Here is a 13359-nt window from a genome sequence, read left to right as displayed (position 1 = left end):
GGGCAGGGGGGATCCCCCCGCCTATCGGCACCCCCCTTATCAAGGGGGGCAGGGGGGATCGAACCTAAAATCTATTTTTGATTTAATTATAACCAGCTACTTAATACTCTTCCTTAGCTTTCAGAAATCCTCTAGAATAACATTCTATAGACTTCTCAATAGCCACAATGACCGATGATGCCATCCCTAGTCTAAATTTAGCGATCTCTAGTTTAGCCACGAGTAATCATTTCGCCCGTTGGGTGACGAAAGCACCCCTACCGGGGGGATATGTGCATCATGACTGTGAATGGACCGAGAGTCTAACCACGGAATGGATGGCATGGCAGGAAATGTTCTGTCTGGAAAAAATGCCGACCTTGCCGATGTTAGAGCAATTAGAGGGAAATTCCCGACCTAAACTGACTCTTTCGGGAGAAGGCGGCAGTTATGGCGGTCAATTAATGCAGAAACTAGGTATTAGTCTCTGGCAATGGTTATTTCAAGCATCAATTGGTCAAAGTTTCGCCCAAAGTCAGGGAATCGCCCTCGGCAAAAATCAGCCCCTGCGAATTCGCTTGGAATGTCGCAACCCCTATTTAATTTTGCTGCCCTGGGAAATTATGCAGCAAGCTGGTAAACAGGCCATATCTCTGCATCCGAATATACTCTTTAGCCGGACCACCAGCGATGTGGAACCACTACCACCGATAAAACCGAGTAATAGTCTCAATATTCTCTTAGTTATCGGCGAAAAACAGATTAAAACCGCCGCTAGTTCCCTCAACCTCACCGCCATTAATACGGGTGGAGAAACTAATTCCGACCAGGCACTGGAATCCGAGGCCGCCAATCTTATCCGGGCCATCTCTCCTGGGGGCAGTGGTTCCCTCCCTCAGAATTGGGGAGTGAAAATCAAAGTCGATACCTTAATTCGACCGGGGGCCGAAGAACTGACCAGGGCCTTGGATACGGGTAAATATCAAGCTTTTTTCTACGCTGGCCACGGAATCGCCGCCCCCAATGGCGGTTCCCTATTTCTGCGGACAGGAGAACAGCTAAACGGGACGGAGTTGGCCCAAGCTTTAGTGAGAAATCAAGTCATTTTAACCGTTTTTAATGCCTGTTGGGGTGCTTATCCCGCTAAATCGGGTCAGGAGATGATCCCCCGCAGCAGTCTGGCGGAAGTCTTGATTCACCACGGCGTTCCCGCAGTTTTGGCCATGCGAGATGCGATCGCCGATAGAGAGGCCTTGAGTTTTATCGAAATTTTTACCCGCACCCTCTTCGGGTTCAAAGACAAAGAAGCGCAGATGTCCAACTTGTTTCCCGGTCCGAGAGTCCCTATCGATCAGGCCGTTCGTATCGCCAGGCAGCAGTTATTAACCCTCTACAAGTACAATCAGCCCGCTTGGACTTTGCCGATTCTCTATATGCACCCAGAATTCGACGGGCAATTGCTGCAAACCCTTGATGAGACTCAATCACCGACGGTTATGCCCAATGTCTGCGGAACCATGCCCGCCGCTTTCTTATACTATCTCGATCGTCCCGAAAGAAAATTGTCAATCCGTGGTGGTGGCATGAATATAGGACGGAACATGGAAAATGATCTACAGATTACTGAAAAATGGGTTAGTAAAAACCATTGTCGGATAATTTGCCGTAAAAATGCCGATCATCCCGACTATCAATACTTTCTCGAAGATTTCTCCCGTTTTGGTACTTTTATCTACCAAGATGGCCACTGGAAGCAGGTACATAACCAAGAAGTTCCCCTAGAGTCCGGTTTACAGATTCGCTTCGGCAGTTACGAAGGCCAAATCCTCGCATTTGTGGTGGAATAATTAGGGTTGGCTGAAAAAGTTTGTCGTCGGGAGTGGGAATTATGAATTATGAATTATGAATTATGAATTGGGGAGGTGGGGAGATGGGAGAATAAATAAAATAGTCTCCTGTCTCGGAGTCTCCTGTCTCCTGTCTCGGAGTCTCCTGACGACCGGCTCCTGTCTCCTAACCCCACCAACAAACTTTTTGCCGCAAACCCTATCTAACTTTTTGCTTCCTCTTTAAGGGAATAAATTGGTTTAAACCAACCTTTGCGCCAGAAGTAGAAAATCAAGCCTCCCGCTACGGCTAACATGACTAACCAGACCATGAAGTAACTCCATTCTCCTTTTAATTCTGGCATATTCTCAAAGTTCATGCCATAGACACCAACGATAAAAGTTAAGGGAATAAAAATCGTCGAAATTACGGTTAAAAACTTCATAATTTCGTTTAATTTATTGCCCATAGTGGACATATAAACATCCATCAAACTCGCCGCTAATTCTCGATAAGCTTCGATAATTTCCAGAATTTGAATGACGTGGTCGTAGGAATCCCGAAAATAAATTTGTACCTCATCGCTGACTATACCATGATGGTCACGCATGAGTAAATGTAGGACATTTCGCATCGGCCAAATTAAGCGACGCAGTGCCAATAATTCCCGACGGACATCATAGATTTCCTGCATTGTATCTCGATCGGGATTACTAATAATCGCGTCTTCCAACGCTTCAATCCGATCTTCGTAGTGTTCTACCACGGGAAAATAACCATCGATAATCGTATCTAATAATAAATAGGTCAAATAATCCGCCCCCGATTTCCGTACTCGTCCCTGGGAAGTGCGAATTCGATCTCTCACTATCTCAAAACAGTCCTGTAATTCCTCCTCTTGAAAACTTAAAAGATAGCGTTTTCCCAAGACAAAACTCACCTGTTCCGTATCAAAACCGCTTTCATCTTCCTTCAGTCGCACCATCTGAGAAATCACTAACAATTGATTGTTATAGTCCTCTAACTTGGGTCGCTGCGGCACATTAACCACATCTTCTAATAACAAAGGATGCAGATTAAAAATGTCTCCCACCTGTTTTAAAACCGTCTCACTCCCTAACCCTTGAATATCCATCCAAGACACGGTATTTGTGCCAATATAGGGGGCGCAAGCATTGGGGGTAATATCCACCTTGCGAACGGCGTTATCTTCATCGTAGTCAATTAAAATAATCCGCGAGGGTTTGGCATCCGGTTCGATAATTAATGTCCCCGGTTCACTACCCGGTTCATCATAAAAATAATCGAAGTAGTCTTCTTCCTCGTCTCCATCGGTATCGGGACGATTGTTGACGAATATATCGGGTTGTAGTTGGGTCATAAGCTTACAACAATCTGGCTAATTTGGGCAATAAGAAAACAGAAAAGTTAAAAAATTTAATTTGCCTAAAGTTACTATCTATCGCCATGAGATTACAGTAAACTGAAGATTGTTTACTGATTTATTCCCTCCTGATAATTGTCAACGATGAGATTAATCGGGAGAATTAGCAATATTGACGGCCAAAATTTATGGAATCCGCCTATTTTATTCCCCGTCTAGTTATCCCCGTCGGTGATCCCGCCGGGATCGGTCCTGAAGTGGTGTTAAAAGCGATCGCCGATTCCCCAATCTCGTGCAGTTGTCAGATTACTCTAATCGGCACAAGAACGCTTCTCGAAAAAGCCTATCACGATCCCCATCTCCTCGATCGCTTTTCTCTGATCGATTTGCCCTACAATCAAGAAAAAATCGTTTTCGGGCGTGGGGATGCCCATAGTGGTGAAATTAGCTTTCTTTACCTGCAAGAAGCCATAAAACGCACCCTCAAGGGCGAATTTGACGGTATTGTCACAGGTCCGATCGCTAAATCCTGTTGGCAGTTGGCCGGTTATGATTTCCCCGGTCAAACGGAGGTTTTAGCTACCATGGCAGGAATTAACCGTTATGGGATGCTATTCGTCGCTAAATCCCCTCACACTGGCTATAACTTACGCACTCTCCTCGCCACTACCCATATCCCCCTGCGAGAAGTTCCCGATACTCTTAACCCCGATCTGATGACCCGAAAATTAGACCTATTGATCGAGTCTTTAAAGCTAGATTTCGGCATCGATCGCCCAAAAATCGCCATATCCGGTCTTAATCCCCACAGTGGCGAAGCGGGAAAACTGGGAAGGGAAGAAAAGGACTGGTTACAGCCTTGGTTGGAGTCAATGGGGCAGCAGTACCCGCAAACCCAATTAATCGGCCTTGTCCCCCCCGATACGCTTTGGGTGGAACCGGGACGCGCTTGGTTTAGGGGTCAAGGACAACCCGCCGACGCATATCTGGCATTATACCACGATCAGGGCTTAATTCCCGTCAAATTAATGGCTTTTGACTGTGCTGTTAACACTACCATCGGTTTACCTTTTGTTCGCACCTCTCCAGACCACGGGACGGCTTTTGATATCGCCGGTCTTGGCATCGCTAGACCCCAGAGTATGCAAGCGGCGATCCAATTAGCGATCGAATTATGTCAGCAGCGCCGTACAGATGGGTTTTAGCTGTTGGGGGTTGGGGAGATGAGAATTATGAATTATGAATTATGAATTATGAATTAGGAAGTGGGAAGTGGGGAAGCTGTCTCATCACCCTATCACCCCAAAACCCTATCACCCTATCTCCTGTCTCCTGACTCCTATCTCCTGACTCCTATCTCCTGAATCCTAATCCCGATCGCCAAATTAGTGTGAGCAGCGGTACAACGGGAGAACTAAACTAGAGATATAGCGCTCGATAGGAGACAATTGGGATATGGGTATCGCTTCAGTTAACCCTGCCACTGGAGAAATTCTCAAGACTTTTACCCCTCTAACCTCGGAGGAATTGGCGGCGAAATTGGCCCTAGCTGAGACAACTTTTCAGCAGTATCGCCGCACCGCCATCAGTCAACGGGGACAGTGGTTACGGCAAGCGGCGGAGATTTTGGAACGGGATCAAGTAGCATTGGCTAAAACCATGACTTTAGAAATGGGGAAACCGATCAAGTCAGCGATCGCAGAAGTCCTCAAATGTGCCTTGGTTTGTCGTTTTTATGCCGATAATGCCGCCGGTTATCTGGAAGATGTGTTGATTGCCACCGATGCTAGTCGCAGTTTCGTCCGTTATCAACCGTTAGGGGTAATTTTAGCGGTTATGCCCTGGAATTTCCCTTTATGGCAAGTATTTCGCTTTGCTGCTCCCGCTTTAATGGCGGGAAATGTCGGCCTACTCAAACACGCTTCTAATGTTCCCCAATCAGCTTTAGCGGTGGAAAGAATTTTATTAGAAGCTGGTTTTCCTGAAGGCACTTTTCAAACTCTTTTGATCGGGGCCGATCGCGTTAGTGATTTAATTAACGATGAACGGGTAAAAGCTGCCACTTTAACTGGTAGTGAACCGGCGGGGATCAGTTTAGCAGCCGCCGCCGGAAAACAGATCAAAAAGGTGGTTTTGGAGTTGGGAGGTAGTGATCCTTTTATCGTTTTAGATACTGCCGATATCGAGGTGGCAGCGGCTACGGCAGTGACGGCAAGATTGTTAAATAATGGTCAGACTTGTATCGCCGCTAAACGGTTTATTGTTATGGAAACTGTCGCCGATCAATTTGAACAGTTATTAGTGGCTAAATTCCAAGCTTTAAAAGTTGGTGATCCCCTCGATGAAACTGTTGATATTGGTCCTTTGGCCACGGCATCGATCGTCTCGGAAATTGCCGCTCAAGTGGAAAAAACCGTCGCTATGGGTGGTAGAGTCCTTGTGGGGGGTCAACGTTTAGAGGGGAAAGGTAACTTCTATCTACCGACGATTTTAACCGATATTCCTGCTGGTTCTCCTGGGGAAAAAGAGGAATTTTTTGGACCGGTGGCTTTACTATTTCGAGTCAAAAATATCGAGGAAGCGATCGCTTTAGCTAATGATAGTCCCTTTGGTTTGGGTTCTAGTGCTTGGACAAATAACCCCGCAGAAATTGAGCGTTTAATTACCGAAATTGAGGCCGGTTGTGTGTTTATTAACGGTATGGTTAAATCCGATCCTCGTTTACCCTTTGGGGGGATTAAACGTTCCGGTTTTGGACGGGAATTAAGTGTGGAAGGTATTCGCGAATTTGTCAACGTTAAAACTGTTTGGATTAAGTAAATCAGTAGGGTGGGTTAGCAACGCGTAACCCACCACCATAACCAAAATCACTCACCATAATTATCGCTAGTTTACACTATCGAAGATCGTACCCTACGGATTAAAAATATGCCGCGTATTATTGATAATATTGAGTCCCATTTATTGCCAATTTTACGCGAAAGTTTATTAGCATCCCAACGCGCTGATTTTTGTGTGGGTTATTTTAATTTGCGCGGTTGGCAGTCCATTGATACCTATATTGATCACTTTCTCGGTGGTGATTTGTCCTGTTGTCGTCTGCTGATTGGTATGCAGCAAGCACCCCAGGAATTACTACAGCAATCCCTGTCTTTATTGAAGCGCTCAAATGATATAGATAAGGCTACTTGCGCTCGTTTAAGAAAACAAATTGTTCAGGATTTTTGCCAACAATTAACTTGGGGGAATCCTAGCAATCGAGATCAGGCAGCTTTGCAACGGTTGGGAAAACAAATTCAATCGGGTAAGTTAGTAATTCGCTTATTTTTGGGCTATAATCTCCATGCTAAATTATACCTTATTCATCGACAGGATGTCAATAACCCAACGGTGGGATTTTTGGGTAGTAGTAATCTAACTTTTGCGGGATTACAACAGCAGGGAGAATTAAATATTGATGTCCTTGACCACGATGCTTGTGCCAAATTACAAAAGTGGTTTAATGATCGTTGGTTCGATGCTTGGTGTTGGGATATATCCGAGGATATTGTCAAGGTGATTAACGAAAGTTGGGCCCGGGAAAGTCTTATTCCCCCCTATCATATCTATTTAAAAATAGCTTACCATCTTTCCTTTGAAGCGAGAGCCGGTTTAGCGGAATACAAAATTCCCCGACAGTTTGACCAAGACTTACTAGATTTTCAGAAATCGGCCATTAAAATTGCCGCTCGTTATGTGCAAAGACGCGGTGGGGTACTAATTGGCGACGTGGTGGGGTTAGGAAAAACGCGCATCGCTTCCATTCTAGCATATATTTTGCAGGAAGACTACGATTTAGAAATCTTAATTATTTGTCCGAAAAATCTCCTAACCATGTGGGAGGATTACAGCTATAAATACAAATTAAGAGCGAAAATTATCCCCTTAAGTCAGGTTATGCAGGAATTACCCAATCTGCGGCGCTATCGGGTAGTAATTATCGATGAAAGTCATAACCTACGCAATCGGGAGGGTAAACGTTATCGGGTGATACAGGAGTACATTAACACCAATGAAAGTCGCTGTATTCTCTTGACTGCGACTCCCTACAATAAAAACTATCTTGACCTGTCCAATCAACTGCGTTTATTCATTCAAGAGGATACTAATCTCGGAATTCGTCCCGAAAGACTACTAGAATCTCTGGGAGGAGAAATCGAATTTAATCGCAGATACCAATCTTCGGTTAGGTCCCTAGCAGCCTTTGAAAAAAGTGACTCTCCCGACGACTGGAGAGACTTAATGCGTCTCTATATGATTAGACGGACTCGCGGTTTTATCAAAAATAATTATGCTACAGAAGACGAACAGGGTCGTCGGTATCTAAAATTTGCTGATGGGTCGAGGGTTTATCTTCCCCAACGACAACTAAAGACAATCAAGTTTGACCTACAAGACTCGGTTTATGCGCGTTTATATTCGGAAGCAGTGGTGATAACTCTCAACGGATTGAAGTTACCCCGTTACGGATTGGGAAATTATCTAATTAAAGGATGCAAAGGGACAGGAGAGGAAGAAACCATCTTAAAAAGTCTATCCCGTGCGGGTAAAAGATTAATGGGTTTTTGTCGGACGAATTTATTTAAACGTTTGGAGAGTGGGGGGTATGCTTTCCTGCAATCCCTTGACCGTCATATTCTCCGTAACTATATTTTCCTTCATGCCATGGCCAATAATTTACCCCTTCCCATCGGGAGTCAGGATCCAGCTTTGTTAGACACTCGTTATCTGGATGAGGATTTAGTCACTCAGGGAGAAGATGAAAGTATAGAAACCGAGGAGACTGGGGGGATAACCGGATTAGAAAAAGAGTATCAAAAAAGAGCCGAACAAGTGTATCAAAAGTATAGCGGTGATTATCGCAAGCGCTTTCAGTGGATTAACCCCGAGGTGTTTAAACCCGCATTGAAAAAAGACCTAAAATCTGATGCCTTGGCTTTAATAGCATTATTGCAAACCTGTGGGACCTGGCAGCCGGAGACCGACGAAAAGCTAGAGAAGTTATGGCAGCTGTTAGAGGAGAATCATCCCCAAGAAAAGGTGTTAATTTTTAGCCAATTTGCCGATACAGTCAGTTATTTAGTCACTCAGTTGCAAAATCGGGGAGTGGATAAGATTGCGGGAGTGACGGGAAACTCTGCTAATCCTGCGGAAATGGTCCATCGTTTTAGTCCCCGCAGTAATTCTCAGCAAGTGGGGGAAGAAATACGAGTCTTGGTTGCGACGGATATCTTGAGTGAAGGGTTAAATTTACAGGATTGTGCCATTATCGTTAATTATGACCTACCCTGGGCAATTATTCGCCTGATTCAACGGGCCGGAAGGGTAGATAGAATCGGTCAAAAAGCAAGTCAGATTCTCTGTTATTCCTTTTTACCTGCGGAGGGAGTGGAGAGAATTATTAAACTGCGGACGAGACTATCTCAAAGACTGCGAGAGAATGCGGACGTGGTGGGGACCGATGAGGTATTTTTTGAGGAGGAGATGGATAACCAGACTTTATTAGATCTGTATCATGAAAAATCTGAGGTTATCGATGAGGAGGAGGATCAAGAAGTGGATTTAACCTCGGAAGCGTATCAAATTTGGAAAAATGCGATCGAAGTTGACCCTAGTTTAAAACATACCATAGAGACTCTGCCGCCGGTGGTTTATTCTACCCGTTGCCATAGTGGGACAGCAACCCATCCGGAGGGAGTCATGGTTTATCTAAAAACTGCCGGGGGGAATGATGCTTTAGCATGGATTGATAAGCAGGGAAATAGTGTGACTCAATCCCAATTAACTATTTTACGGTCCGCTGCCTGTCATCCCCAAACCCCGGCCATTCCCCCCCATCCCCAACACCATCAGTTAGTACAAAAAGGGACAGAATTAATCGCGGAGGAGGAAAACAACTCCGGATCTAAATTGGGACGATTGACGGGAGCAAAATTTAAGACCTACGAGCGCTTAAAAAGGTATTCTCAAGATAGTAAGGATGATCTATTTGCTCATGAGGATTTATGCAAGGCTCTCGACCAATTGTATCATTATCCCCTTAGACAGTCGGCTCTCGATCGCTTAAATCGTGGTTTAAGAACCGGCATCAGTGACCGACAATTGGCAGACTTACTGGTATCTTTATATAAAGATGACCGTCTCTGTATTGTTCACCCACAAGAATCCACCCAAGAACCTCAGATTATTTGTTCCTTGGGTCTATTTCAACCTTCTTAAGTCCCCCTTATCAAGGGGGATTTAGGGGGATCTAACCAATTCAAGTCCCCCTTATCAAGGGGGATTTAGGAGGATCAAACCAATTCAAGTCCCCCTTATTAAGGGGGATTTAGGGGGATCAAACCTTTTGACTCCTAACCCTAACAACAATTTTTAATTTTTCCAAGAGGTCCATTATGTCCCTCAACTTCTCCCGGACTCGTGACTTATTATGTAACTTCCAATTTGGGGAACTGTTTATCGAGGAATTGGGATGGTCTCATCCTCGCGCAAAAAAAACTGTTAGTATCACCGTTGACAACCAAGAATATCCCTGTCAACGGATTGCGGAAGTGTCCGGAGTAGCAGTATTAGAGGTGACAACTACCGATATACCCGATGCGAAACTTCGTCGGGACATTCACCAGCAAGTTATCGAAAGAATTGCCGAAAATCTGCTAATTTTCGTCGATGGGGGACGGACACGCAGTTTATGGTACTGGGTAAAAAGAGAGGGAAGTAAAAGTTATATCCGTGACCATCTTTATATAAAAGGACAACCGGGAGATTTATTTCTCGGTAAACTAGCGGAATTAGTCCTCGATATCACCGACTTTGAAGATGGGGAACCCTCCGTGGTGGAGGTGGCCCATCGCTTACAAAAAGGTTTCGATATCGAAAAGATTACCAAGAAATTTTATCAGGAATTTCAGCGAGAGCATTTACAGTTCCTCCCCTTTATCCAAGGAATCGATCGAGAAAGCGATCGAAAATGGTACACTTCGGTTATTCTCAATCGTTTAATGTTCGTCTATTTCCTGCAGCGCAAGGGATTTATCGATAACGACTTCAACTATCTGCAAAACCAATTACAAGCAAGTCAACGACGCGGGAAAAATTTATTTTATCGTCAGTTTCTGCAAACCCTCTTTTTCCAAGCATTCGCTCAACCGGAATCCCAACGAGATGAGACAGTAACTGCATTGGTGGGAAAAGTCAAATATCTTAACGGAGGATTATTTCTCCAACATCCCCTCGAAAATCTTTATCAAAACATTTGTATTGATGACCAAGCATTTGAGAATATCCTCGATTTATTCTCCCGTTACTCTTGGAACCTTGACGACACTCCGGGGGGAAGCGATGACGAAATTAACCCCGATGTTTTGGGATATATCTTTGAAAAGTATATCAACCAAAAAGCTTTCGGTGCTTACTATACCCGTCCGGAGATTACTGAATATCTCTGTGATAGGACGATTAATAAATGGATTGTCGAGAGAAGCAATCAATATTATCCCCGCAAACAATTTGCCAGTATTTCTGAACTACTAATTAATCTCGATTCTCCCCTCTGTCAGCTTCTGATTGAAGATATTCTTCCCCAGCTTTCTATTTTAGACCCTGCCTGTGGTTCCGGTGCTTTTTTAGTGGCTGCGATGAAGACATTAATCGGAATTTATAGCGCGGTGATTGGGACAATTGAACTACGGGGAGACAGTAAATTAAAACAGTGGTTAACAGAGGTAAGAAAATCCCATCCCTCCCTCGGATATTACATCAAAAAAAGAATTATTTCCGATAACCTCTACGGTGTCGATATCATGGAGGAAGCAACGGAAATCGCAAAACTGCGTTTATTTCTCGCTTTAGTTGCTGCCGCACAATCGGTGACAGAATTGGAACCCTTACCGAATATTGATTTTAATATCATGTCGGGAAATTCCCTCATCGGTTTAATTCGCGTGGACGAAAAAAGTTTTAATCTCATGGGAGAGGAAAACATTCTGCAAACCCTCACCGCGCAAAATTATCAGACAATTCTCGCGGAAAAAAACCGCAGTATTGAATTATACAAAGAACACGCTTTTCGGTTGGGAGAAGTAGAGGGAACCCCCCAAGAAAACCGTCTCCAGATGTTACGCAATCACATCGAGGATGTCAACCGCGAATCGGTGCAGAAATTAAACCAAATTCTCTTAGATGAGTTTAGCGGTAAGTTGTCAATTAAGTACGAATCCGCACAATTAACGGGAAAAGCAAAGAAACGTTTATTAACTCTCTCTGATATGCAGTCCCTGAAACCCTTCCACTGGGGTTATCACTTCGATAAACTGATTACAGAAAAAGGTGGTTTTGATGTGATTATCACCAATCCCCCTTGGGAAGTCTTTAAACCCCAAGCGAAAGAATTTTTTTCTCAGCATAGCGACTTGGTGACTAAAAATAAAATGGACATCAAGACGTTTGAAAAGGAACAGAAAAAACTGTTAACTAATCCCGAAATCGCTCAAGCATGGTTAGAATATCAAAGTCAATACCCCCACGTTAGTCTCTATTTTCGTTCCTCGGAACAATATAAAAATCAAATCTCTATTGTTAATGGGAAAAAGCAAGGGACGGATATTAATCTCTATAAGCTTTTTGTTGAACAATGTTTTAATCTCCTCCATCCCCGGGGAGAATGTGGAATAGTTATTCCCAGTGGAATTTATACCGATTTAGGAACCAAACAACTGCGAGAAATGTTATTTTCTCAGACAAATGTGACAGGATTATTTTGTTTTGAAAATCGTAAAACAATTTTTGAAGGTGTAGATAGTCGCTTTAAGTTTGTCATTATAACTTTTGAGAAAAATAAACAAACTCTTTCCTTTCCTGTGGAATTTATGCGTCACAATGTTGAGGAATTACAACGTTTTCCCCATAAAGATAGTTTAGTAATTAGCGTCGATTTAATCCGCAAACTATCCCCCGATTCCCTCTCGGTAATGGAATTTAAACAAGATATAGATATTCATATCGCAGAAAAAATGTCTCGTTTTCCCCTGCTAGGAGAAACCCTTCCCGATACATGGAATCTCAAGTTAACATCAGAATTTCACATGACTAATGATAGTCATTTATTTAAAACTGAACCCGCACAGGGAAGACTACCCCTCTACGAAGGAAAAATGATTCATCAATTCACCCATCGGTATGCTTTACCGAAATACTGGTTAGATGAAAAAGAAGCAAGACAAGCTTTATTAAAACGCGGTGAAGTCGATAAAGGTCAAATCTTGGACTATCAAACCTATCGTTTAGGATTTCGGTCAGTTTCATCAAGTACAAACGAACGCTCTTTAATTTCTAGTCTGATACCTAAATCAGTTTTTTGCGGAAATTCGTTATCTATTAGTGAGTATGAACAAAATAATTTTCGAGAAAATGAGGGATTCAAATTTTTCATTGTTACCATTTTAAACAGCTTTTTAATTGATTGGATGCTCAGACAAAAAGTTAGTCAAAACCTAAATTTTTTCTACATCTACCAGCTACCTATCCCCCGACTAAAAGAGGGAGATAAATACTTTCAGGAGATAGTAGAAAATGCAGCAAAATTGATTTGTACTACAGAAGAATTTGATCAATTAGCGAAAGAAGTGGGGATAGTTTCCCATAAAAATGGAGTAACAGAAGAAGCAGAAAGAATGGCAATTAGAGCGAAATTAGATGCAATAGTTGCCCACTTGTATGAATTAACCTTAACAGAATTTCAACATATATTAAGTACCTTTCCCCTCGTCCCCGAAAGCGTCAAAACTGCCACCCTCAAAGCTTACCAAAACCTGTAAGGGAATTATGAATTATGAATTATGAATGATGAAGTGGGGAAATTGAACTAAAACCCCATAAACCCCCAAAGGGTAGGGTTGATTCATGAATCAACCCTACAATAAATCAACCCTACAATAAATCAACCCTACAATAAATCAACCCTACAATAAATCAACCCTACAATAAATCAACCCTATAATAAATCAACCCTACAATAAATCAACCCTACAATAAATCAACCCTACAATAAATCAACCCTACAATAAATCAACCCTACAATAAATCAACCCTACAATAAATCAACCCTACAATAAATCAACCCTACAATAAAT

6 protein-coding genes are annotated in these 13359 nt (G+C 43.1%); 5 read left to right on the top strand and 1 reads right to left on the bottom strand.

Going from position 1 to position 13359, the window contains the following annotated elements; translation table 11 throughout:
- Positions 1-167: 167 nt before the first annotated feature.
- The gene (locus IM450_RS22145) at positions 168-1826 is read left to right on the top strand and encodes a CHAT domain-containing protein (RefSeq protein ID WP_287669116.1); all 1659 of its coding nucleotides are present in this window, start codon (positions 168-170) and stop codon (positions 1824-1826) included.
- A 203-nt stretch (positions 1827-2029) separates the two neighbouring features.
- Here IM450_RS22145 and corA read toward each other — a convergent pair whose 3' ends face one another.
- Positions 2030-3187, bottom strand: a complete 1158-nt coding sequence (corA, locus tag IM450_RS22140) for a magnesium/cobalt transporter CorA (protein ID WP_149986613.1) — start codon at positions 3185-3187, stop codon at positions 2030-2032.
- A gap of 191 nt (positions 3188-3378) precedes the next feature.
- On the opposite strand from corA, the gene pdxA reads away from it, so the two are divergent.
- The 4 genes from pdxA to IM450_RS22120 all read left to right on the top strand — a co-directional run bounded on the left by pdxA (position 3379) and on the right by IM450_RS22120 (position 13044).
- Positions 3379-4395 carry a 4-hydroxythreonine-4-phosphate dehydrogenase PdxA gene (gene pdxA, locus IM450_RS22135; protein ID WP_287669120.1) on the top strand — a complete coding sequence of 339 codons (1017 nt, stop codon included), beginning with the start codon at positions 3379-3381 and terminating at the stop codon, positions 4393-4395.
- 250 nt (positions 4396-4645) lie between these two features.
- Positions 4646-6010 carry an NAD-dependent succinate-semialdehyde dehydrogenase gene (locus tag IM450_RS22130; protein ID WP_287669123.1) on the top strand — a complete coding sequence of 455 codons (1365 nt, stop codon included), beginning with the start codon at positions 4646-4648 and terminating at the stop codon, positions 6008-6010.
- 108 nt (positions 6011-6118) lie between these two features.
- Positions 6119-9448, top strand: coding sequence for a helicase-related protein (locus IM450_RS22125; RefSeq protein ID WP_287669126.1), 3330 nt, complete (start codon positions 6119-6121; stop codon positions 9446-9448).
- Positions 9449-9624: 176 nt separating this feature from the next.
- A complete protein-coding gene (locus IM450_RS22120; protein ID WP_287669128.1) occupies positions 9625-13044 on the top strand; it encodes an Eco57I restriction-modification methylase domain-containing protein in 3420 nt (1139 codons plus the stop codon).
- Positions 13045-13359 lie beyond the last annotated feature (315 nt).

This window comes from Microcystis sp. M083S1, from assembly GCF_020246405.1.
Taxonomy (GTDB): Bacteria; Cyanobacteriota; Cyanobacteriia; order Cyanobacteriales; family Microcystaceae; genus Microcystis; species Microcystis aeruginosa_C.
This window is presented reverse-complemented; position numbering and strand designations above follow the sequence as displayed.

Bases quoted from the DNA above. Each gene is read 5' to 3' on its own strand.
- IM450_RS22145 (WP_287669116.1), top strand. From the start codon at position 168: ATGACCGATGATGCCATCCCTAGTCTAAATTTAGCGATCTCTAGTTTA.
- corA (WP_149986613.1), bottom strand. From the start codon at position 3,187: ATGACCCAACTACAACCCGATATATTCGTCAACAATCGTCCCGATACC.
- pdxA (WP_287669120.1), top strand. From the start codon at position 3,379: ATGGAATCCGCCTATTTTATTCCCCGTCTAGTTATCCCCGTCGGTGAT.
- IM450_RS22130 (WP_287669123.1), top strand. From the start codon at position 4,646: ATGGGTATCGCTTCAGTTAACCCTGCCACTGGAGAAATTCTCAAGACT.
- IM450_RS22125 (WP_287669126.1), top strand. From the start codon at position 6,119: ATGCCGCGTATTATTGATAATATTGAGTCCCATTTATTGCCAATTTTA.
- IM450_RS22120 (WP_287669128.1), top strand. From the start codon at position 9,625: ATGTCCCTCAACTTCTCCCGGACTCGTGACTTATTATGTAACTTCCAA.